Raw genomic sequence first — 21,835 nt, forward strand, 5'->3', positions numbered from 1 at the left:
CGAGGGAAAAGCCACCCACACCTTTTTTCGGGCTGGCTTCCAGCCCGAAAACCTCGGGATTCTTAAGGGCCCATGGCCCTTAAGCCGCCGGAGGCATCCTCTTGCTCCCGGCATAGCGACCCGGCCCATCCACGCGCACTCCGTTAGGCGGTGCCGTTTTCGTAGCGGCGGGTGACTTCGTACCAGTCCACGAGTCTGTCGAGGATGGCTTGGACGTATGCTTTTCTGCGGTTTTGGTAGTCGAGGTAGTAGGCGTGTTCCCACACGTCCACGACGAAGAGCGGCACGTGGCCCATGGTGATGGGTGTCTCGGCGTTTTGTGTGCCGATGATGTCGAGGCCGCTGCCAGTATCCACCAGCCAGACCCAGCCGCTGCCGAAGACGTTGGCGGCCTGTGTGACGAAGCGATCGCGGAAGCGTCCGAAGGAGCCGAAGGAGGCGTCTATGGCGGCGGAGAGGGTGTTGCCGGGGCGGCCGCCGCCGAGGGGGGCGAGGCCGCGCCAGTAGAAGGTGTGATTCCATGCCTGTGCGGCGTTGTTGAAGATGGCTTTTCGGTCTTCGCGCCCGGACGTGGCGGTGATGATTTGGACCAGCGACATGTCCTGATAGGGCGTTCCGCCGATGAAGCGGGCGGTCTTTTTGTAGTAGCCGAGGGTGTGCTTGCCGTAGTGGTAGGCCACGGTCTTGGCGGAGATGATGGGTTCAAGGGCGCTGACGGGGTAGGGGAGTTGGTGCGACATGCCGTGGTGCGCGGCCATGAAATGCATGGGCATGTGGCGGTAGCCTTTGTCCTTGACCATGTGGTGCCCCGCGTGGGCGAAGGCGGCGGGCAGCAGCCCTGCCCCGGTGAGGGCCGTGGCTGTTGCCGCCAGCTTGAAGAAACGGCGGCGGCTTATGCGGGGGGCACGATTGGAGCTCATAGGGCCTCCTTGGGCTTTGCGTGTGTGCTGAGCACGGATTCTTCAATCGTAGCTCATCATGATGATGACGCAACAAAAAAACCGGCCGGGCGTGACGTCGCCTGGCCGGTTTTGCGTTGCGTGAGGGGTTATTCCGTTGGCACGTGGTAGTTTTTGACGAAGGCCTTGACGCGGCGCTGAATGCGTATGGTGCGCCCGATGAGCTCGGCAAGGCCGAAGAGCGCAATGGAGAGGATGAGCGAGAAGAGCAGAAACCCGCACCCGCCGAGGATGAACAGCAGGTTGATTTCATCGTTTGGGCTGTCCGTCTGCCAGAGGAAGGTGATGCACCCGATGGTTCCAAGGAGCCATGACAGGTGCGCCACCACGGTCAGAATGTGCTCCATGGGCAGGCGCGAAATGGGGTTGACCATCTTGTAGCCCACAAAGTCCTCGCTGCCGCACTTGGGGCACTCGCGGTAGCTTTTGCTGAAGGTCTCGCCGCAGACCTCGCACTGGAACATCTTTTTAACGATGGTACGTGTGGGCATGAGTGTGCTCCTGTGTTGGCGGTCATGCCGCTGCGGTATGCGGGGTGCCGGACTGCGTGCGCATGCGTTGCATCATCCACACCGCGCCCCAAATGATCAGCCCGGCGGGGTAGACCCAGTAGCGCTGGTCGTGCGGGATGCCGGTCAGTTGGGCGATGAGGTCCGGGCGCATCATGATGAGGGTGATGCTGAGCAGAATGGGAATTTCCCAGAGCTTGTTGCGCGTGATGAACCACCCCTGCGTTGCCGAGGCAAAGGCAAAGTTGCCCACGCAGGCCATGAGGAAGATAAGTCCGCCTTGTAGCCAGCTGTCCACATTGTGGAGGATGAGATCGTGATTGAAGATGAACATAAAGGGCAGGATGGCTGTGCGTATGTCGTACAGGAAGCCCTGAATGCCAGTGGGGATGGGTGGCGACTCGGCAATGGCCGCCGCCGCGTAGGCGGCAAGCCCCACGGGCGGCGTGTCGTCGGCGAGAATGCCGAAGTAGAAGCAGAACAGATGCGCCGCCATAAGCGGAACGATGAAGTCCTGCGTTGCGCCAAGGGTGACGATGGCAGGCGCGGTGAGGGACGCCATGACGATGTAAGTCGCCGTGGTGGGCAGACCCATGCCGATGAGCAGGCTGGCGGCGGCGGTGATGACGAGCATCAGGAAGATGTTGCCACCGGAAAGTTGGTCGATGACCTGCGTGATGAGCCCGCCAAGGCCAAGGGCCACGACGCCGACGATGATGCCTGCCGCGGCGGTGGCCATGGCGACGCCCGCCATGTTGCGCGCCCCGTCGGCCATGGCGAGTACGATGTCGCGTATGCCTTGTCCAAAGGCGGGGCGCATGGGCTTGCCGCTCATGCGGGCGCGGATGGGACGCTGCACCAGCATGATGACCGTCAGCACGATGATGGCGCGGAACGCGGCAAGCTCGGGAGAGTGCCGCAGGATAATCAGTTCATACAGCAGCATGGCGAGTGGGAGCAGAAAATGCAGTCCGGCGAGAAGGGTGGGAATAAAGCGCGGAAGTTCGGCGCGCGGGATGCCCTGCAGCCCCAGCTTGCTGGCCTCGATGTGCGAAATGTAGATGAGCGCCGCGTAGGAGACAAAGGCCGGAACCGCCGCCGCCTTGACGACCTCAATGTACGGCACGTTGACGTATTCCGCGATGATGAAGGCCGCTGCACCCATGATGGGCGGGGCCAGCTGACCGTCGGTTGAGGCGGCTACCTCAATGGCGCCGGCCTTGGTGCCGGGGTAGCCGACCTTCTTCATCATGGGGATGGTGAAGGTGCCGGTGGTGACGATGTTGGCAATGGACGAGCCGGACACCATGCCGGTGAGTCCGGACCCGAGGATGGCGGCCTTGGCCGGTCCGCCTTTGAAGCCGCCCAGCAGGCACAGGGCCAGCTGAATGAAAAAGTGCCCGGCTCCGGCCTTTTCCAGCATGGTGCCAAAGAGGACGAAGAGAAACACGATGGTGGCGGAAACGTCGAGGGGGATGCCGTAAATGCCCTCGGACGACATGGTCATCTGCCCGATGAAGCGGTTCAGGGAGACGCCCTTGAAGGCGATGACATCGGGCATGTACGGCCCGAGAAAGGCGTAGATGATGAACAGGAGAGCGATGACGGGCAGGGCCGGGCCGATGACGCGCCGCGTCCCCTCAAGCAGCAGCGCCACCAGCAGGATGCCGAAGACAAGGTCGCGCGTGGTGGGCGCGCCGTAGCGCATGGAGATGCCGTCATAGTCCAAAAAGATGTACAGCGCGGCCAATGCCGCAAAAAGGGCGAGAATGTAGTCCAGAATGGTCACGCGGTGCATGGCGAGGAAGAACCGCAGGTCCGGCCGCCAGTTGGGCGTAAACTTGAACATGGGAATATTCAGATACACCAGCACGATGGCGAAACCGAGATGAAAGGCCCGGATATAGAGCGTATCCAGAATAAGCCAGCTGGCCGTGGACAGCTGGAACAGGGACCACAGCACCGCAATGCCAATGGTCAGAGCGCGCGTGACGCCGTAGCTGTCGCTTTGCAGGCCGTGCTCGGCCTCGGCAAGGCGTTTGGCGTACTCCACACCTTTGATGTCGGGGTCGTGTTCAGTCTGGTGGTGCGGTGCGTGTGGCATGCGTGGCTGCACTCCTAGGCTGCGGGTTGCGGAGGACAGTCGTCCGCCATGCGGGGATGACCGGGGACCGGGACGCCGCGTGGGCGTCTGTAACAAATGGCGAGGGAGCGCCCCGGACCGGCCTTGGCCGGTCCGGGGCACGTGGAAGTTACATCAGCCCGGCTTCCTGATAGTAGCGCATGGCGCCGGGATGGATGGGAGCGGACAGGCCCTGAAGCATGCCGCGCTTGGTCAGCACCTTGTATGCGGGGTGCAGTTTTTTGAATTCCTCGAAGTTTTCAAAAACTTCCTTGGTGATGGCGTACACCACGTCGGCGGGGACCTTGGAGGAGGTCACAAAGGTGGCCTTCACGCCAAAGGTCTTCACGTCCTTTTTATTGGTGGCACCGGGGTAGAACTCAATGGGGATGTCCGAGGGGGCGTAGTAGGGATACTCGCTGAACAGGGAGTCCACGCCCGTGATGTCGATGATGCGCACGGCGCGCTTGCCGGCGGTGGCTTCCTTGATGGCGCCGGAGGGGTGGCCAACGGTGTAGAAGAAGGCGTCGATGCGGCCGTCCTGCAACAGACCGGGAGCCTCGGCGGCTTTCACGCCCTCGGCGGTGAGGTCTTTGTCGATGTCGAAACCGAGGGCCGTCAGCGCGTCAATAGCGTTTTGGCGCTGGCCGGAACCGGGGTTGCCGATGTTGATGATTTTGCCCTTCAGGTCCTGCACGGTGGTGATGCCCGCGTCCTCTGCGGCCACCAGCGTGACGGATTCGGGATGGATGCTGAACACGGCGCGCAGGTCGCGCTGCGGTCCGCTGTCCTTCCATTCGGCCATGCCCTTCATGGCCTGATACTGCCTGTCGGACTGCACAATGCCGAATTCCAAATCGCCCGCCATAATGGCGTTGACGTTAAACACGGAGCCGCCCGTGGATTCCACGGTGCAGCGGATGCCGTATTCGTCTTTCTTTTTGTTGACGATGCGGGCGATGGCGCCGCCGGTGGGGTAGTAGACGCCGGTGATGCCGCCGGTGCCAATGGTGATGAAGGTGGTCTTGGCTGCTGCGCCCGTGGGCATGGTGCCCATGAGGAAGACTCCCAGGCACAGGGTGAAGGTAAGCATGAACCATTTCCGCATGTGTCGCCTCCTGCCGGATGAGGTGTGGACTCGGTGGCCTCCGGGGTGGAGGCATGCCGTGTGGTGGTATCGACCTTCCCTGATGTCAGGGACGTCAGCGCAGTTGTGATAACAACCTGTTAGCAAAGACCATTTGTGATTATTCCTCGTTCGTTACCAAAACTTAAGAAAAATGGCAAATTTTGTCGTAAGTTTTGTAGTGGTCTGTGAATTTCTTCATTCTTTCATGCACTGTGCGATGAAGTCTTGCGTTTTTTGGAAAATAGGGACAACACTTTATGGCATACACCGCCATCAAGTGAAGGGGCGCATATGTACCGCCAGTTTGTCCGTCTTGAAGATGGGGTCTACTACGTCGTCTATGTTGGCGAGGTAAAGGCCTGCTGCCTGAATGCGTACGTCGAGCAGGCGTTTCGGCGTAGTGTTGGGCAGGAAGTGCGTGTGATTTCAATCGTTCCCGACATGATGATGGAGTATCGGTGGAACGACGTGATGGTCGTCAATCCACCGGCGGAGCGTTTGCGGTGGGTGCTGGGGCGCGATGTGGCGCGCCGGGTGCCGTCCGCGGCCTTTGCCGCCGGAGTCTGCGCCGATGCCGCTGTGCTGCGCCTGCTGACGGAATTGATGCGGCGGCAGGGCGAGGTGCCGGTGTGGATGTTTGAAAGCCGTCCGGAGCTGAGCGTGCGCCTTGCCGGGGGCGTGCGCCTTGTGGGACCGGACGCGGATCTGACCCGGCTCATCAACGACAAAACATGGCAGTATGCCGCCTTTGCGGACATTGTGCCCGTGGTGGAGCACCGGGTGTGCTCCGGCCGCGAGGCCATGTGCCGCGCGGCGGGCGATATGCTGGAGTATTGCGCCGAGGGCGTGTTCGTCTCCATGGCGTATTCTGCTGGCGGCGGCGCAAGCATGGTGGCCGCCACGGTGACCGACTGCGCGGCGCGGTTTCAGGATGTGGACGCGCAGTATTTCGTGTGCCGGTACATGCCGCACTGTTTTGACCCAACGGTGCTTGGCGTGGTGGCGGGACCGGATGACGTCTATGTGGCGGGCGTGGCAGATATGGCTATTGAAAACGGCACGGCCTTTCGCGGTTCCACTTTTCCCTCCATCTTGCCCGCCAACGTGCAGCGGAGCCTGTGCGAGGCCACGGAGCGCGTGGGGCGGCGGCTTGGGGACATGGGCTTTCGGGGCATCTTTGGCTGCGACTACATCGTGGATGAACGCGGCGACTTTTTTTTCATCGAAGTGAATCCCCGCAAACAGGGCACAACCATGGAGTTTTGTGCGTATCTGGAGCGGCACCTGCCCCCCGGCGCGCCCAACCTGCCGGAGTTGGAATACCACGCGGTGCTGCATGGGCGCTTTCCGCCGAATACGGTGCGCCCCGGCGAGGCGGGAACGCGTAGCGCGCCGCTGTGGTGGGGAACGTACAATTACAAGACGGACGTGGAGGTGACCACGCACGACGCCGCGCCCCAGACCATGCCGGAGCGGGAGCTGTTCGCCTCGGTGGCGGAGCATGGCGGGTGCGGGCACATTGTGCGCGAGCATGTGGGTGCGGGGATGATGGTTCTGCCCGGAACCTTCCTTGCGCGGGTGGTGGCGGCCGCGCCAACGCGGGACGCCATGCTGGCGGAGTTGGAGGCGGGCAAGGCGCGCATTGCGCAGACGGTGGCGGTGGACGGCGGGTGCGGCTGTGTGGCCTAGGGCCCGCGTGGGCAGCAGAACGTGGAGGTGAGCGTGATACAGGCCAAGGAGACGGCGGTGGATGCACTGACGAAGGACTTTTTGGACAAGCTTGCGGGGGGCGGCGCGCCGTCCACGGAGCAGCGCGAAACGGTGATGCGTCTGTATGCGTTGGCGCGCGAGGCCGCAGGAACAGCGGCCATTGTCGCCTTTTTCGCCGCCCTGCGCGAGATGAAGCGCGCCAGCGGCCTGGGGTACGAGGCCTTTGGCCTGACGCGGGAGGCGCTGGTGGACATTGCGCGCCTGCATGCGGAGCGCGACGAGCACGGCGTGAGTGTCGGCGGACGTGTCGGCCGCGCCTATGACGTGCTGGAGGCCGCCAACGACCGCGTGGAGACCTACCTTGCCCAGCAGGAGGCCGTGCCCGACGGCGAGGCGCTGTGGGAGCGCATGCAGGAGAACGCGGCGCGCATCAGGTCCGTCCTTGGTATGAGCGATGATGACTGGAATTCCTTTTCCGGCCAGTTGCGCCACGCCATAAATGATGTGGAAACACTGGCCAAATGCGTCGAGCTGCCACAGGCGACTATCCGCGAGGTCACGCGGGTGACGGAGAAGTACCGCATGCGGCTGACGCCGTACTACGCCAGCCTTATTATGCCCGGCGTGGTCAACGACCCGGTGCTGCTGCAGGCCGTGCCCACCGCCGAAATGGTGGACAATATGGGTGTGGAATTGCCGCCCGTGGCGTCGGACCATTCCCCGGCGCGGCTTATTGATCAGTTCTATCCCCGCGTGGTGGCCGTGAAGGTGACCAATATGTGCGCCATGTACTGTACGCACTGCCTGCGCATTGCCCATATCGGCAAGGCGGACCGCGTCTTCCCGCGCGAGGCGTATACCGAGGCGCTCAACTACATCCGCAGCAATCCCCGCATCCGCGACGTGCTCATTACTGGCGGCGACGCCTTTATGCTGCCCAATGAAACGCTGGGGTGGCTGCTGGAACAGTTGGACAACATCCCCCATGTGCAGATGAAGCGCCTTGGCACCCGCGTGCCCGTGACCACGCCCCAGCGCGTGGACGAAGCGCTCCTCGGCATCCTTGCGGCGTCCAATGACAAAAGCCCGGTGCGCGTGGTGACGCAGGTGAATACCGCGCAGGAGCTGACGCCTGTCTCGCGCGCGGCGTTCAAGGCCATCTCCGGGCAGGTGAGCGCCATCCTGAATCAAGCCGTGCTGCTGCGGGGCATAAATGATTCCAGACCCAAAATGTGGAAGCTGTGCGAAACCCTGCACGCTTCGTATATCCGCCCGTATTACGTGTTCAACTGCAGTTACAGGAACCCGCAGTATACGCATATGCGCGTGCCCGTGGAAAAGGGGCGCGACATCATCGAGAGCATGTACGGCAACATCTCCGGAGACGCGATTCCCCGGTATATCGCGGCGGCTGGCGGCAAGATTCCCCTGCACCGCAGCAACGTGGTGGGCCGCGCCGAGGACGGCGGCCTGCGCCTGCGCAAGCCGTGGAATGGCGAGGAGACCGTGTACCCCGACGCGGACACGGACCTGTATGCGGACGACGACCACTTTGCCTTTGCCCGGACGGAGGGAGAGGACACGTGATGCGCGCTGAGGTGTTTCGACGGATTCGGCGGACCGTGGCCGAGCGCGAGGCCGAGATGCTGGCGCTCCTTGAACGCATCGTGCGGATGAACAGCCATTCCGCCAACCATGATGGCATCAACGCCGTGGCGGGCGTTTTCGCCACCCAGTTGGAGGCGCTGGGCTTTGCCGTGGAGGTCCGCACCCGCCATCAGAGCGGGAACATGGTCCTTGCCCGCAGTCCCGCCCGGATGGCCGCAGGCAGCCGCACGCCGCAGGTGCTTCTGGTGGGGCATATGGACACGGTCTTTCCCGTGGATGCGGGGTTTGACTGCTTCCGGCGCGAGGGCCGCAATATCATCGGTCCGGGCATCATCGACATGAAGGGCGGTCTTGTGACCGCCCTTTTTGCGCTTTTGGCCCTTGATGATGTGGGCGAATTGAAGGACCTGCCTGTTACTTTCGTCCTGAATCCGGACGAGGAAATCGGCTCGCCGTGGTCGCGTGAATGCATTGAGGAGGAGGCGCGGCGCAGCGGGTGCGCCTTTGTCTTTGAATGCAGCGGCCTGCTTGGCGAGACCGTGACCGGGCGCAAGGGCCGCATGCCCTTCACCTTCAGCGTCAGCGGGCCGGGTGGGCACTCCGGCGCAACGGGCATGCACAAGCCCAGCGCCATTGTGGAATTGGCCCGCCGCATTGTCACCGTGGAGGGCCTGAACGAGCCATACCGGGGCATCTCCGTGAATGTTGGCGTGATTGAGGGCGGCACTGGTCCCAACGTGGTTCCTGAGCAGGCCACGGCGCATGCGGAGGCGCGCTATATGGAGGAGGCCGACGGCGACGCCCTGCGCGCCGCGCTGGAAAACGCCATGCTGCGGCCCGGCATTCCCGGCACGGTATGCCGCGTGGAGTTTGGCAGCGGCCGCCCCGCCATGGAGCCAACGCGCGAAAACCGGGCGCTGTTTGGCGTGGCGGGTGTTATGGCTGCGCGCCTTGGCATCCCCATTGGCGAGGACTTCCGGGGCGGGGTGTCGGATGCGAATTTCATTGCGCGGGCGGGGTGCCCTGTGCTCGACGGCATGGGGCCATCCGGCGCGCGTGACCACTCCCATGATGAGTATATGGTTGCGGATTCCCTTGTGCCGCGCACGCAGCTTGCCGCCATGACCATGACCGAGTGCTGGCGGCTGCTGGCCCGCGGGCGGCTCTTTGAGGACTAGGGCGGGGCACGGGGCGGCGTGTGCCGCGGCGTCAACGCGTTATCCCCGGCGGTGGCAGAGAGCTTCGCAGGGCCGCGCCGCGCCGGGAAAATGTGTGTCCGCAGGCCGACAATCGGCGGGTGAGTACTTGCGCAAAACAGGTTTCGGGTATAGTTCAAATAACCGATCACTCAGTTTTTCGAAGCGACATGGGGGAGTTATGCAGAGTCGCTTGCGGATTCTGTTACGACATGACGGTGAAGATGACCTGTTGCACCTGCGAGAGGGGTTGGTGCGGGAGGGGCTTCACTGCAGCCTAAAAACCGTCCGCGATGATGCCGCCCTTGACGCCGCACTCCGAGAGGAGTGGGACGCCATTGTTTATGTCCCTGCCTGCGGCGCTGACCTTTCCGCCGTTATCCGCCGCATTGAGCGCAGTCCGCGCCAGCCGTCCCCCATCGTGCTGCGCGAGGAACTATGCGCCGAACACACCATGCAGGCCCTGCACGCTGGTGCGGCGGACTGCATCTGCCCTATGGATGTGGCGCGCCTTGCCGACAGTATCCGGCGTTCGTGCATGGAGCGGCGGCTGCCGGGGCTGACGTGCCGCGTGCGGCGCAAGCTCCTCGACACCGTGATGAAGTGTACGCTGGCCGGGGTGTTCATCACTGACGAGGATGGGGAGTTCCTGTTCATCAACGACGCCGCCGTGCGCATGCTTGGCCTTGGTGGCGACTGCCTCAAGTGTTGCCCCGGCGCGGACCTTGGCACCATCTTTCAGCCCGAAACCTCGGCCAGCATCATGCAGCGGCTGCGCGGGGAGGGCGAATTCCGGTTCGATACCCGCATCCATGCGCAGGGCGGGCATGTGTTCCCTGTGGAGGGCGTGCTTTCCCTTGTGGAGGAGGCCGGGCAGTCCTACTGCATCGGCGCGGTGTACGACGTGGCGGACCGCCGCGCCGTGGAGATTGCGCTGGAGGAAAAGGAAGAGCGCTACCGGCGGCTGTTTGAGGACTGCCCCATATCGCTGTGGGAGGAGGACCTTTCCGGCTGTCGGCAGTATTTCGACACCCTGCGCGAGCAAGGGGTTACGGACTTTTACGACTATTTTCGAAGCACCCCCCAAGCCGTGGCCGAATGCGCGCGGCGCGTGAAAATCCTCAACGTGAACAAGGCCTCGCTGGACCTTTTGGAGGCCCGCTCCAAGGACGAATTGATGCAGTCCTTAGGGCGCATTGTGTCCCCGGCGTCTTTGCCCGTGCTGGCGGAGGAATTCGGGGCGCTGGCATCCGGCGTAACGAGCTACGATGGCGAGCTGGATCATGTGACGCTGAAGGGATCCATCCGGCAGGTGGAGGTGCATTTTCGCGTTGCGCCGGAAAATGTGAAGGACCTGCGGCGCGTTGTGGTGTCGCTGCTGGACGTGACGGAGCGCCGCACGGTGGAGCGCCAGCTGCGCGAGGTGCGCGCCCAGTTGGAGCAGCGCGTGGAGGAACGCACCCGCGAGCTCAACAGCGCCAACGCCCGCCTGCGCGCGGAAGTTGCGGAGCGCTGCCGCACGGAGGAATCCCTGCGCCGCAGCGAGGCCGCCCTGCGCGAGGCCCAGAGCATAGCCCGCCTGAGCACGTGGGAGTACGACCCCGTCGCCCGGCGGTTTCACCTGCCGCGCGAGGTGTTTGTCCTTTTCGGCTATCCCGCCAATGATGACGGCATCAGCACGGAGATGTTTTTGCAGCTGGTGCACCCGGGGGACCGGGACGAGGTGGTGCAGTCCTACCACGCGGCCCTTGAAGGCGAGCAGCCGTATGACATGGAATTTCGCCTCCGGCAGTGCGATGGCGGCTACCGGTGGGTGCATGTGCGCTGCCGGGTGCGCCACCGCGAGCAGGACGGGACGCCCGTCGCCTTTGGCACCGTGCAGGACATCACCGACAGCGCCGACGCTCGCGAGCAGATTCGCCACCTGTCGCAGGAGCTTATCCGTGTGCAGGAAATTGAGCGCCAGCGCATGAGTCTGGACCTGCACGACAACGTGGCCCAAACGCTGCTCTCCATCAAGCTCGCCAGTACGACACTTTTTGACGATTACGAAGACATCCCGGAGGAGCTGCGCCGCCGTTTGGCGCGGCTGTCCAGCGGCTTGCAGGACGCCATCAACTCCGTGCGCGATTTGTCTTACGACCTGCGGCCACCGCTTTTGGACCAGTTTGGTCTGGCCCGCTCGCTGGAGCTGCACTGCCGTGAACTGCAGGACAAAACCGGCGTCAGCATGGACTTTGCCGCCGCGGGGATGGACAACGTCCGTTTGGACTCCGAGATGGAGATCAATTTGTACAGGCTTGTGCAGGAGGCCCTGCGCAACGCCGTGAATCATGCCAAGGCCCGGAACGTGGCGGTACGCATTGTCTCGTCATCGCCGGACATCCTGCTGCGAGTGGAGGATGACGGTATGGGCTTCGACCTTGAGCGGCGGCGGACCCTCGCCCTGCGGGAGCGGCGTATGGGCCTGTCGTCCATGGAGGAACGCGCGCGACTCGTTGGTGGATCGCTGACCGTGAAGAGCCAGCCGGGCATGGGGACGAAGATACTGGCCGAAGTGCCAGTCAGGGAGAGACAACGTGCCAGATGAAAACAAACTGAGCATCATCATTGTGGATGACCATCCCATGTTTCGGGAGGGCCTGAAGTCCATTATCCGCCGCGACACGCGCTTTGAGATTGTCGGCGAGGCAGGAAACGGCCGCGAGGGTATGGAACTGGCCTACAAGTACAAGCCGGACCTCGCCCTTGTGGACATTTCCCTGCCAGACCTCAATGGCATTCATCTGACCGCCGAACTCAAGCAGACTCTGCCGGAAACGCGCGTGGTCATCGTGAGCATGCACTCCAAGATTGAGCACATCACCGAGGCCTTCAAGGCCGGCGCGTTTGGTTATGTGGTGAAGGAATCCGCGTCCGAAGGATTGCTCAAGGGGCTGGAGACCGTGGCCCTTGGCGATTATTTTCTGGATAGCTCGGTTTCGCCCACGGTGGTCAAGAGCCTTATGGAGTCCCCCTTGCGCCGCGGTCCGGGCAAGGACGCCGAGTACGGCACCCTGACCCCGCGCGAGCAGGAAGTCATGCGCCTGTTGGCCGAGGGGCTGACCACCCGGCAAATTGCCACCAAGCTCTACATCAGCCCCAAAACAGCGGAAAACCACCGCGCCAACCTGATGCGCAAGCTGAACCTGCAAAGCAATATCGAGCTAATCCGCTACGCCGCCCGTCTTGGGCTTATTGATCTTGATTTATGGGTGGATGCGTCCGAGGCAGGTAAAGTATAAGCGCAAATTCAATTTTCTTGGCTTTTCCCAGCCTTTTTGGCGGAAAGCTCCCGAAGTGGGAGCTTCCCCCAGAACCTAGGACGGAAACGCAAAAACGCACCAAAGCCCCTTCGGTTTCGAGGGGGCTTTTTTGTATTTCCTTCCGTCATCCTTGGATTTTATGACCCCCAGACCGTCTGGGGGTTTCCCCTATATAAATGGGTGTAATCCTGAAAGTTTGGATAGATTTCCCTATATACAAAGTTTCGTGGATTTTTTTAGATGCATCATCGGCAGAAATCCTAAGCAACTCAATTGAATAGGAGAAAAGCGATGACCAAGGCTGGGATGGTGGAACAGATTAAGGACAAGGCTGGCCTGCCCACGAAAGTTGCGGCAGAAAAGGTGTACGACGCCGTTTTGGACACCGTGCGCGAAGCCCTTATTGGTGGCGACTCCGCCATCTTTACGGGACTCGGCTCGTTCCATGTCGTGCAGCGCGCAGAACGCGCGGGCCGCAATCCCGGAACCGGTGAAGTGATTCGCATTCCTGCTTGCAAGGTTGTGCGCTTCACTCCCGGCAAAAAGATCCGGGCGATCCTGAACTAGCAGAGCTGCTTCGGGGAGAGCCTTGTAGAGACCCCCGCTGGGCGAGGCGGGACGATGCGGCACCGGCTTTTGCCGGTCTGTGCCGGGGGACGCGACGCACGCGTTGCGGCCTTGGCAACGATGTCCTGTTGTCTGGTGGCAACAACCAACTTTCAGCGCCATCTTCCACTTTGTCGCTTCATGGAAGCGCTGACGCGGTGAGGAACCAGAAACAGCAGCCCCCTGTCCGGGGAAGCGCCCCAGAGGGCGAGAGAGGGACGGGAGGTTGTGGCTATGAGGAAAGCAGGGTGACGAGCATGGCTCGCCGCCCTGTTTTTCGTTGGTGGACGGGGGAAGGCGTGGGCGTGGTGTGGTACGGGCCGCATCGCCATCTGCGCAAGGGACAAGGCCTGCAGGGCTTAGCCTGCGGCGCCTGTTTTGTGGAGCGCAAAGAGGAGGGTGAGGCGGGTGTGCGGACGTGAACAGGCCTGAGAGGATTGGATGGCGTGTAAGGTGTGGGCGGAAGCTCTGTCATCACAGAGTGGGGCGAGGTCGGGAAGGCAGAGAAGCAGGGGCAACTGATGCAGCGGTGGGGCGCTGTGAGATGACTCTGGGCTGGGGCTGTCTCGTGGCGAGGAATACAGGTGCTGGTGGTGCGGCGGCCGGAGTGTGGGACGTCCGGCCTCAGGGAGAGGTTCTGCGTGGCTTGCCCCAGTAAGGACGGCCGCGGCCTCCACGCGCAAGATGAGGGCGTGTGTGTAGGGTTCGGTTCGCGCTTTTCCCGCAGTCACCGCATCTCGTGTCACGCGCGGCTTTCCGGGCTATTCGGCGGGGCTGCGCAGGGCGGCGTCGATGCTGGCGGCGAGGTCCTTCTTGAGCATGGGTTTGAGCAAAAAGCCCCTGATGCCGATGCTGCGGGCGCGTTCGGCGCTGATGTCCTCGGAGTAGCCCGTACAGATGATGATGGGCACGTCCGGGCGCAGGGCCAGTATTTCCTTGGCGAGGGCTTCGCCGGTGAGGCCGGGCATGCTTTGGTCCGTTACCACAAGGTCAAATTCGTTTGGCGCGGATTTGAAGACCTCCAGCGCGTCCAGGCTGCTGGTGGTCACGCTGGTGGTAAAGCCGAGGCTGTCGAGCATTTCCCCGCCGATGGTGGCAAGGGCCTTTTCGTCGTCAATGAACAGGGCGCGGCCTTTGGCGCTGGGGCGCGGCGTGGCTGGTTCTTCCGTTCCGATTGGGACAATGTCCGCCGCGGGCAGTACCACGCGGAAGGTGGCCCCCTCGCCGGGGGGCGAGTCCACGGACACGGTGCCGCCGTGGCTGCTGACAATGCCATGCACCATGGCCAGCCCCATGCCGGTGCCCTCGTCGGGCTTTTTGGTGGTGAAGAATGGGTCGAAGACGTTGTCGAGAATTTCGTCGGGGATGCCCGTGCCTGTGTCCGCCACGGTCAACAGCACGGCGGCGCGGGCCGCGCCGTCCTCGGTGACAAGCGTCGTATCCGCCAGCGACACGCGCAGGGTGCCGCCCGTGGCGCGCATGGCGTGCGCGGCGTTGGTGCACAGGTTCATGATGACCTGATGAATTTGGCTCAGGTTCGCCATTACCGCCGCGGATGCGGGCGGCAGGTCCGTGATGATGTTCACGTTGGCGGGCAGGGACGCCCGGAGCATTTTGGTCACTTCCTTCACCACGCTGTCCAGTTGCAGCGGGCGCAGGGCCAGTTCTTCCTGCCTGCTGAAGGTGAGAATCTGGTGAATGAGGTCGCGGGCGCGGCGCCCGGCGTTGATGATTTCCGTCAGGCGGCGCTCGGTGACGGTTTCCGGCGTGGCGTCCTCCAGCGTCATTTCCGCGTAGCCCATGATGACGCCGAGGATGTTGTTGAAGTCATGCGCAATGCCGCCGGCAAGGGTGCCGATGGCCTCCAGCTTTTGGGACTGGCGCAGTTTGGCTTCCAGCTGCTTCCTGCTGCTGATGTCGTGCGCGACCAGCACAAAGCCGTCGGCGTCCTCGTCCACGGCGCGGTCCACATGAAAGGGCGAAACCGAAACAAGAAACACGCCGCCAAGGCCGGGCAGGTCCATTTCCACCACTTCGCCGTCGCTTTGGGACATGGCGCGCAGTTGCTGCAGGGCGGTGCTGTGGTCGTCCATGGGCGGCAGCAGTTTGGACCAGTGCAGGCCCACGGCCTGCTTGGGATGCAGGCCAAGGCGCGTGGCAAGGGCCATATTCATGCGCCGCAGGGTGAAGTTGCGGTCCAAGATGGCGATGACGTCGGGCACGCTGTCAAAAGTGCGCTCCCACTCCTGCTTGGCGCGGATAATCATGGCCTCCACGCGCTTTCGTCGGTCAATATCCTCAATGGAGCCTTCCACGGCGGAGAATTCGCCGGAGTCGCCCCGGATGGCGCGCGCGGAGAGCGACACCCAAATGGACGAGCCGTCCACGCGGTGAATGCGGGTTTCAAAGTCGCGGATGCGGCCATGCTCCTCCACCAGCGTGAGGATGCTTTCCTGCGTTTCGGCGTCAATGTGCGGCAGGTCCAGCGCGGCCTTTCGCGCGGTTTCAAAGGCTTCCGGCGATTCGTAGCCAAGGATGCGGGTAAAGGCCGGGTTGTAGCTGGTCAGCCGGCCCCACGGCGTGCAGCGAAAAATGCCAACCATGGAGTCATCGATGACGCGGCGGTATTTTTCCTCGTTCATGCGGTGGGTTTCGAGGGAGATATTCAGTTGGCGGTGGGCGCCTCCATGGATAAGGGCGCGCTGGACCGCCGGGGCGAAGCTCCAGTCCGTCAGGCACAGGTAATCGTCCGCACCGTCGTGCATGGCGGCGATGGCGGCCTGCGGGCTGGGCTGCTCGGCAACAAGCAGAAACGGCAGATGCTCGCGAGCGGCGCGGGTGATGGCAAGGCTCTCCTCCCACGGCATGCCGGGGAGCTCCGAGGCGGCCATAACGATGTCCCACGGCTCATCCGCAAGGGTCTGCGCCAGCCGGAGCGGCGAAGACACGACGTTATACGCGGGTTCCAGCCCGTGGGCCGACAGGCGGGTGACAATGGCGGACGCCAGTTCTTCGGAGTCCGAGATGACAAGCAGGCTAAATCGGGTCATCGCAGGGCCTTTGCTGGATGCCATGCCTCTGGGGGGAAGGGCGCGGGGCATCCTGTGTTTTGCGTTTCCGGGCAGACGGTTAGGATGCTAACCGTCGTCACGATGGATACCAGATTGCCTGCTGGCCGTAAATCGCGCGGGCTGTTGACCCACCCGTGCGCGCCCCGTATTCTGCAGGATGAAAACCTGTAAAAGCTATGGGAGGCCGCATATGGCGGACCGGAAGTTACCGCTCATCTATATTGCCAGTAGTGGCCGCTCCGGGTCCACTTTGCTGGATATGCTCCTTGGCGCGCAGCCGGGGATATGGACGGCGGGCGAGGTGCAGATGCTGCCCTTTGAGCTGGCCCGGGGCAAGTCTCCCTGCGGATGCGGTGAGCGCGTGGCGGAGTGCGACTTTTGGACCGAGGTCGCGGCCCGGTGCCCGCAGGCGCTGGCCTCGGGCGAGATTGGCCGCTTCCGCGATGAGAGTGGCTATGGCAAGGCGCTGCGCTGGGCGGAGATTCGCGCCCTACGCACGCCCGTGCGGGAGGTTGGGCCGGACCGTTCGGCGGAATACTTCCACCATGGCAGGGCCAACCGGGAACTGCTGGACACCGTGCGCGCCGTAGCCGAAGAGCGCACCGGAAAACCCGTCACATGGCTGGTGGATGCGTCCAAGGATGTGTACCGCCTGTCGTGGCTCATCCGGAGCGGACTCTTTGACATCCGCGTCATCCATGTCCTCAAGGATCCACGGGCCTTTGTGTACTCCAAGATTCGCCGCTTGCCGCGCCTTGGCGGCTGGCGCTACGCTCCGCGTATGACCTTGCGCTGGGTGGTGGAAAACCGCCTGCTGGCGCGGGTGTACCGCACGGAGCTTCCCGTGGAGCACGCCTTGCTGCTGCGGTATGAGGACCTTGCCGGACAGCCGGAGAGGACCATGCGTATGGTCCTCCCGTGGCTGGGTCTTCCGGATGCGGAGCCGAAGATGGATTTTCGCAGCGGCAACCACGCCCTGTCCGGCAACGCCATGCGCGCCGCTGTGGGCGGCATTATGCTTGATGACCGGTGGCGTTCGGCCATGCCCGCCCTGATGCGCGGGGCCGTTGGGCTGGCCACGGCCATGGAGGCCCGCCGCTACGGCTATTGACTGGCCACGACGTCGGCCTCGCAGGGGAGCCATGGTTCATTGATCATGCGCCGGGAGCCGGTAAGGGTGATGGCGTCCGCCAGCATGCCGCCGATGAGTGGCGTCACCGGCGTATACGGGCAGCGGACTTCCACCTCCATCATGGCGCAGGGGCGTCCTGCGTTCCCCTCGCTAGGCGCGCCCGTCCCAAGTGTTGTGGGCCAGCTGCGCACGGTGATGGTCAGCGGCCCTGTCGGCTCCGGCAGGGCGATGGTATCCGACAGGGTGCGGACCGCGCCTGTGATGCGCGCCAGTCTGTCCCCCTCCATGTCCCCTTGGCCGGTCACCGCAAAGCGTGCTCCGGCGGAGGCGGCCTTTTCCAGTGTGGACTGGGTGAAGTACAGGTTTCCTAGCTCCACAATCAGCAGAATCATCCCCAGCACAACAGGCAGCAGAAGACTGAATTCCACCACGGACAGCCCGCGCTGACGCGCGTGCGGTGTGCGGCGTATGGTGCGTGTGTGGTGCATGGTGTGTCCTCCCTTGGGCTAGCGCAAAAGCCGCCATCCCAGCTGTCGGCCTATCTTTTTGAACACGTCGCCAATGTCGTAGGGCGAGGGCGCGTTGAAGTAGTGGTCGTCCGTCCCCGGCGTGCTGGAGGCCGCGGCCTTGAGCAGGCGCACGTCTTCGGCGTCGGAGTCGCCGTAGCGGATGCAGAAGACCTCAATCCCGGCGTTGCGGGCGAGCATGGCCTCGGCGAGCAGGTCCTCGTTCAGGCGGCCGCCGTCCTCGCAGTGGGCGTCCATGTCCAGCATGCCGAAGTAGGCGTTGGTCCAGTAGTTGTTGGGCTGGTACGACACCGCGTGCGAGCCGCCGCACATGCCGTCCTCGGTGTCGCCGTCGGTGAGCAGAATGAGGATTTTGCGCATGTCGCCACTGGCGTCGCCCTCGGTAAAGGGAGCCTGCGGCGTCAACACATGGCGGCCCCACTTGATGCCCTCCGAGATGACGGTGCCGGACCAGTCCCCGCGTCCGTCCTGTTCGTAAATGGCGCTGAGGATGGCGTATTTGTCCTGTGTGAGGGCGTGGGTGAAGGGGATGCTGTCGCAGGTGCCGGAACTGACGCGCAGGCGGGACCATGACGGCACGCGGTATTCGCGTTTGTAATATTCTTCATTCAGGCCGTCGTTCAAGGTGCCGTCGGCATTGCGGCATCCGGCGGGCAGGCCGTCCACCCCGGCGGGGATGCGGACCTTGCCGCGAAACGGCACCAGACCAATGCGGACCGACGCGGCCATGCCGTCGGGCATAACGAAGTCCACCAGTTGGCTGGCGGCGGCGTTAGTCTCGTCAATGGGCGCGCCCTTCATGCTCCCGGAATTGTCGATGACGAACACGATTTCCAGATTGTTGAATCCGGCCATGGCGCTGGCTTCAATGCGCTGCGAGCTCAGGCCAATAACGGGCAGGAGCATCAGGTCCACGTCCGCTGCGGCGGTGATTTCCACACTGCGCACCGCGCCGCCGGGGACGAGCCCCGTCAGCTCTGCGCCGGGGTGGTTTTCGTCCAGATACGTTGTTGCGGCGTCCCGGACGAGGCCTTTGTCCATGTCCGGGTCGTAGGGCAGTTGCAGGCTGGCGGCAAGGGCTGCGGAGTCCACAGCGGCTTGCAGGCGGGAGTGGGCGAGGTACAGATTTGCGGAGTCGAGTGCGAGGCCCATCAGGGCGAGGAGAGCGGGGAGGAGGACGGCGATGAGAACGGCGGCGGAGCCTGAGTTGTGACGGTTAGAGCGCTGGCATGCTGGTTCGCGCCCGCAGGGTGAAGGAGCGCGCGCCGGACTGCCCAAAGCCGGGCACGGCGGCGAGAAGCGTTGCATAGACATAGCTGACCTCGACGGTGAGTTTGTCTGTGGTGTCGTCTGTGGTCACGGCGGCGGAGAGCTTGTCCGCGTCCAACTCGGGCGCGAGCCGCCGGACCAGTTCCGTTACATCGGGCGGGGCGGGCGAGGACGCCAGAAGCCGCGCGGCCTGCCTGCTGCAGTCGCGGATGTCCGTATAGGCGCCCAGCATGTTGCCGCCCTCCACGAGGGTGGCGATGAAGACGGCCAGAAGTGGCAGGATAAGTGCCACTTCCAGTGCCGCCAAACCGCGTTCACGGTGCTGTCGCATAGGTGCTTCCTCCTTGTGCGTCAGGTGTTGCTTTTGGCCCCGGTGGCGGGGGTGCGCTTGATGATGCGCAGGTTGCGGTAGCCGTGGTCCCGCTTCAGGGTGCGCTGGAGCTGTTGCGCGCTTTGCAGTTCCATGAATTCACCGGCGGTGACGCGGTACCACTTGCCCTTGCCGCGCACCTTCACGCTGGACACGTGGGCGTTGTAGCCCTTGCGGATAAGCTCGCGCGCGATGCGGCGGGCCTTGCCCACGGAGCGCCATGAGCAAACGTGCACCGTGTACACGGGCAGGTCGCCAAGGGGCGTGGGTTCCAGCGTGCTGTTGTCGATGCCCACGGAGTCGAGGAGGAAGTTCAGGGTGGAGTCGGCCTTGGTGACCGGGGTGCCGTCCGGGGCGTAGGAGCGTACGTCGTGGGCGCGCTGTGCGGGGGCCGCCTTTGTCGGCGCGTGCGGCGCGGACTGGGCAAAGCTGCGGGCAAGGCGCGCGCGGCGCAAATTCTCGCTGGCGCGTTCGTAGTAGCCGGGCTCAAGGCGGATGGCGGTTTCAAAGCAGGCGATGGCGTCGTCGTAGCGCTCCTGCATCAGGTGCACGTAGCCGAGGTTGTTGTAGGCGCCGGCGTCGCCCTCGGCGCTGCGGAAGGCCTCCAAGGCTTCGGGGTAGCGGCCCATGCGCGCAAGGGCGAGGCCCATATTATTGGAGGTGCGGCGCAAGGGCGCGCCAAGGCGCAGGGCCTTGGCAAAGGCGCGCACAGCGTCGGCTTCGCGCTCCATCATGGTGTAAGTCATGCCAAGGTTGTTCCACACGGCGGCGCTGTCTGGAGTGCTGTCGGGCGCGATGTCGAGAGCAGTGCGGAAGGCCGTGACCGCGGCGGCGAAATCGCCCCGGTAGTTGTGGATGGCCCCAAGGTGGGCGTAGGCGCGGTGCAGGGATGGATCAAGGTGCGCGGCGCGGGTGAGGCGGGCTTCGGCTTCGTCGTACAGCCCGTTTCGGAAGGAGACGATGCCCGCTCCTTCAAGGGCTTTGGCGTGGTCCGGGTCCGCACTGAGGACGGCGTTGAAGGCCTCAAGGGCGCGCTCGCTGCGTCCTTGCTGCAGGAGCGCCATGCCCATGTGGTAGCGCGCGGGAATGCACGAGGGCGCAAGGGCGGCGGCGCGGGCGTACTGGCCGAATGCGGCCTCGCTGCGGCCTGCGGCGTCGAGGCGGCGGCCCTGGTCCACAAGGGCGAGGGCCTGCGTGGCGTTCACGGAGGATGCGGCGGACTGGACCTGCGCGTCCTGCGCGGGGTGGGCGGCACTTTGGCCCGGTGTGTGCGCGGCGCAGCCGCACAGCCCTGCAAGCAGCAGAGCCGCCGAAGCCGTTAACAGTGAAGTGGTGCGTCGAGTCATATGCCGTCTCCCTCGGTGTTAGAATCTGGAAAAAACCTTCATAAGCTGGATGGCAGCCGGACCCATAATGGCGACGAACAGCGCAGGCATGATGAAGAAGACAAGAGGAAACAGAAGCTTGACCGGCATCTTGGCCGCGCGCTCTTCCGCGCGCTGGGTGCGGGTGGTGCGCAGCGCGTCGGAGTAGACGCGCAGGGTGCCCGCAATGCTGGTGCCAAAGGTGTCCGCCTGATTAATCAGCGTCACCAAGCTGTTCATGTCTTCAAGGTCCACGCGCCGGGCAAGGCTGCGCAGTGCGTCTGCACGTTTCATGCCTGCCCTCAGCTCAAGAATCAAGGTCTTGAATTCTCCGGATAAAGTTGGCGCGGCGGCGCGGAGCTCGCTCCCCACCCGCGCAAGGGCCTGATCCAGCCCCATGCCTGACTCCACGCAGACCACAAGCAGGTCCAGCGCGTCGGGCAGGGCGTGCAGGATGGCCTGCTTGCGGCGCTTTATGGCAAGGCTCAGCCAGATGTCCGGCAGGTACAGCCCCACCGCCGCCGGGACGATGGTCAGCAAAAGTGACCCACCAACGCCCTGTCCATCCAGCAGAAATTTCCCACCAAGGCCGATGAGCGCCCCCACAACCGTTGCCGCCAGCTTGGCCCCCCAGAATGCGGCGGGCGCGCCGCTGCCGGGATAGCCCGCGCGCAGAAGCCGCAGCGCCAGCTTGGACATTTCGTCCGGGTCAGCAGGGGCAACGCGCTGCCCGAGGGTGGCGGCGGTGCGGCCCATGGCCCCCGCAAGGCGCTGGCGCAGGGGCTGACGTGGTGCCGTCCGGTGCGGACGTCCGCTCATGCGCTCCTCCAGCCGCGTGAGCTTCCCGCGCGAGGACAGCGCCCCGCTGATGCCAAGGACCAACAGCAAGACGGAGACGAAACCGGCGCAGGCCGCCGTGATGGGGAGCAGAAGTGGTGCCGACATAACCGCGCCTCCT

At 63.7% G+C, this 21,835-nt stretch carries 17 protein-coding genes; 7 read left to right on the forward strand and 10 right to left on the reverse strand.

Annotation, left to right across the window (positions count from 1 at the left end; genetic code table 11):
* Positions 1-143 precede the first annotated feature (143 nt).
* The 4 genes from ACY69P_RS00895 to ACY69P_RS00910 all read right to left on the reverse strand — a co-directional run bounded on the left by ACY69P_RS00895 (position 144) and on the right by ACY69P_RS00910 (position 4,698).
* Positions 144-920, reverse strand: a complete 777-nt coding sequence (locus tag ACY69P_RS00895; protein WP_462326251.1) for a superoxide dismutase — start codon at positions 918-920, stop codon at positions 144-146.
* Positions 921-1,048: 128 nt separating this feature from the next.
* The gene (locus ACY69P_RS00900) at positions 1,049-1,450 is read right to left on the reverse strand and encodes a hypothetical protein (RefSeq protein WP_404845266.1); all 402 of its coding nucleotides are present in this window, start codon (positions 1,448-1,450) and stop codon (positions 1,049-1,051) included.
* 22 nt (positions 1,451-1,472) lie between these two features.
* Positions 1,473-3,572 carry a TRAP transporter permease gene (locus tag ACY69P_RS00905; RefSeq protein ID WP_459902024.1) on the reverse strand — a complete coding sequence of 700 codons (2,100 nt, stop codon included), beginning with the start codon at positions 3,570-3,572 and terminating at the stop codon, positions 1,473-1,475.
* A 148-nt stretch (positions 3,573-3,720) separates the two neighbouring features.
* A complete protein-coding gene (locus tag ACY69P_RS00910; protein WP_404845268.1) occupies positions 3,721-4,698 on the reverse strand; it encodes a TAXI family TRAP transporter solute-binding subunit in 978 nt (325 codons plus the stop codon).
* Between the two features lie 312 nt (positions 4,699-5,010).
* Between ACY69P_RS00910 and ACY69P_RS00915 the strand changes: the two genes are divergently transcribed.
* From ACY69P_RS00915 to ACY69P_RS00940, 6 genes are all read left to right on the forward strand, one after another.
* The gene (locus ACY69P_RS00915) at positions 5,011-6,408 is read left to right on the forward strand and encodes an ATP-grasp domain-containing protein (protein WP_462326252.1); all 1,398 of its coding nucleotides are present in this window, start codon (positions 5,011-5,013) and stop codon (positions 6,406-6,408) included.
* 33 nt (positions 6,409-6,441) lie between these two features.
* Complete coding sequence (locus tag ACY69P_RS00920) at positions 6,442-8,016, forward strand: KamA family radical SAM protein (protein ID WP_462326253.1); 1,575 nt, start codon at positions 6,442-6,444, stop codon at positions 8,014-8,016.
* Entirely contained in the window at positions 8,016-9,215 is a 1,200-nt protein-coding gene (locus tag ACY69P_RS00925; RefSeq protein WP_462326268.1) for a M20 family metallopeptidase, read from the forward strand. The genes ACY69P_RS00920 and ACY69P_RS00925 overlap by 1 nt, the downstream gene beginning before the upstream one ends.
* Before the next feature lie 199 nt (positions 9,216-9,414).
* Positions 9,415-11,823, forward strand: a complete 2,409-nt coding sequence (locus ACY69P_RS00930; RefSeq protein WP_462326254.1) for a PAS domain S-box protein — start codon at positions 9,415-9,417, stop codon at positions 11,821-11,823.
* A complete protein-coding gene (locus tag ACY69P_RS00935) occupies positions 11,813-12,517 on the forward strand; it encodes a response regulator (protein ID WP_459902028.1) in 705 nt (234 codons plus the stop codon). The genes ACY69P_RS00930 and ACY69P_RS00935 overlap by 11 nt, the downstream gene beginning before the upstream one ends.
* A gap of 312 nt (positions 12,518-12,829) precedes the next feature.
* Positions 12,830-13,105 (forward strand): HU family DNA-binding protein, encoded by a 276-nt coding sequence (locus tag ACY69P_RS00940; protein WP_404845273.1) that lies wholly within the window; start codon positions 12,830-12,832, stop codon positions 13,103-13,105.
* A gap of 800 nt (positions 13,106-13,905) precedes the next feature.
* Here the strand turns inward: ACY69P_RS00940 and ACY69P_RS00945 are convergent.
* Positions 13,906-16,194 carry a PAS domain-containing hybrid sensor histidine kinase/response regulator gene (locus ACY69P_RS00945; RefSeq protein ID WP_462326255.1) on the reverse strand — a complete coding sequence of 763 codons (2,289 nt, stop codon included), beginning with the start codon at positions 16,192-16,194 and terminating at the stop codon, positions 13,906-13,908.
* 211 nt (positions 16,195-16,405) lie between these two features.
* Here ACY69P_RS00945 and ACY69P_RS00950 point away from each other — a divergent pair, with 211 nt between their 5' ends.
* Positions 16,406-17,326 (forward strand): sulfotransferase, encoded by a 921-nt coding sequence (locus tag ACY69P_RS00950; protein ID WP_462326256.1) that lies wholly within the window; start codon positions 16,406-16,408, stop codon positions 17,324-17,326.
* Here the strand turns inward: ACY69P_RS00950 and ACY69P_RS00955 are convergent.
* From ACY69P_RS00955 to ACY69P_RS00975, 5 genes are read right to left on the reverse strand one after another with little or no spacing between them, the layout of a single operon-like run.
* On the reverse strand, positions 17,320-17,835 hold the full coding sequence (locus ACY69P_RS00955) for a TadE/TadG family type IV pilus assembly protein (protein ID WP_462326257.1): 516 nt from the start codon (positions 17,833-17,835) through the stop codon (positions 17,320-17,322). The two genes, ACY69P_RS00950 and ACY69P_RS00955, sit on opposite strands and share 7 nt — an antisense overlap.
* Before the next feature lie 18 nt (positions 17,836-17,853).
* Positions 17,854-19,152: a vWA domain-containing protein gene (locus tag ACY69P_RS00960; protein ID WP_462326269.1), complete on the reverse strand. Its 1,299-nt coding sequence runs from the start codon at positions 19,150-19,152 to the stop codon at positions 17,854-17,856.
* Positions 19,091-19,474 (reverse strand): TadE/TadG family type IV pilus assembly protein, encoded by a 384-nt coding sequence (locus ACY69P_RS00965; RefSeq protein WP_462326258.1) that lies wholly within the window; start codon positions 19,472-19,474, stop codon positions 19,091-19,093. Before ACY69P_RS00965 ends, ACY69P_RS00960 begins: the two co-directional genes overlap by 62 nt.
* 20 nt (positions 19,475-19,494) lie before the next feature.
* On the reverse strand, positions 19,495-20,859 hold the full coding sequence (locus ACY69P_RS00970) for an SPOR domain-containing protein (RefSeq protein ID WP_462326259.1): 1,365 nt from the start codon (positions 20,857-20,859) through the stop codon (positions 19,495-19,497).
* 18 nt (positions 20,860-20,877) lie between these two features.
* Positions 20,878-21,822: a type II secretion system F family protein gene (locus tag ACY69P_RS00975; protein WP_462326260.1), complete on the reverse strand. Its 945-nt coding sequence runs from the start codon at positions 21,820-21,822 to the stop codon at positions 20,878-20,880.
* Positions 21,823-21,835: the final 13 nt, after the last annotated feature.

It is taken from the genome of Desulfobaculum sp., from assembly GCF_054921475.1.

What these genes read in the sequence shown, in the direction of transcription:
- ACY69P_RS00895 (WP_462326251.1), bottom strand. Translation starts at nt 920, where the DNA reads ATGAGCTCCAATCGTGCCCCCCGCATAAGCCGCCGCCGTTTCTTCAAG.
- ACY69P_RS00900 (WP_404845266.1), bottom strand. Translation starts at nt 1,450, where the DNA reads ATGCCCACACGTACCATCGTTAAAAAGATGTTCCAGTGCGAGGTCTGC.
- ACY69P_RS00905 (WP_459902024.1), bottom strand. Translation starts at nt 3,572, where the DNA reads ATGCCACACGCACCGCACCACCAGACTGAACACGACCCCGACATCAAA.
- ACY69P_RS00910 (WP_404845268.1), bottom strand. Translation starts at nt 4,698, where the DNA reads ATGCGGAAATGGTTCATGCTTACCTTCACCCTGTGCCTGGGAGTCTTC.
- ACY69P_RS00915 (WP_462326252.1), top strand. Translation starts at nt 5,011, where the DNA reads ATGTACCGCCAGTTTGTCCGTCTTGAAGATGGGGTCTACTACGTCGTC.
- ACY69P_RS00925 (WP_462326268.1), top strand. Translation starts at nt 8,016, where the DNA reads ATGCGCGCTGAGGTGTTTCGACGGATTCGGCGGACCGTGGCCGAGCGC.
- ACY69P_RS00930 (WP_462326254.1), top strand. Translation starts at nt 9,415, where the DNA reads ATGCAGAGTCGCTTGCGGATTCTGTTACGACATGACGGTGAAGATGAC.
- ACY69P_RS00940 (WP_404845273.1), top strand. Translation starts at nt 12,830, where the DNA reads ATGACCAAGGCTGGGATGGTGGAACAGATTAAGGACAAGGCTGGCCTG.
- ACY69P_RS00945 (WP_462326255.1), bottom strand. Translation starts at nt 16,194, where the DNA reads ATGACCCGATTTAGCCTGCTTGTCATCTCGGACTCCGAAGAACTGGCG.
- ACY69P_RS00950 (WP_462326256.1), top strand. Translation starts at nt 16,406, where the DNA reads ATGGCGGACCGGAAGTTACCGCTCATCTATATTGCCAGTAGTGGCCGC.
- ACY69P_RS00955 (WP_462326257.1), bottom strand. Translation starts at nt 17,835, where the DNA reads ATGCACCACACACGCACCATACGCCGCACACCGCACGCGCGTCAGCGC.
- ACY69P_RS00965 (WP_462326258.1), bottom strand. Translation starts at nt 19,474, where the DNA reads ATGCGACAGCACCGTGAACGCGGTTTGGCGGCACTGGAAGTGGCACTT.
- ACY69P_RS00970 (WP_462326259.1), bottom strand. Translation starts at nt 20,859, where the DNA reads ATGACTCGACGCACCACTTCACTGTTAACGGCTTCGGCGGCTCTGCTG.
- ACY69P_RS00975 (WP_462326260.1), bottom strand. Translation starts at nt 21,822, where the DNA reads ATGTCGGCACCACTTCTGCTCCCCATCACGGCGGCCTGCGCCGGTTTC.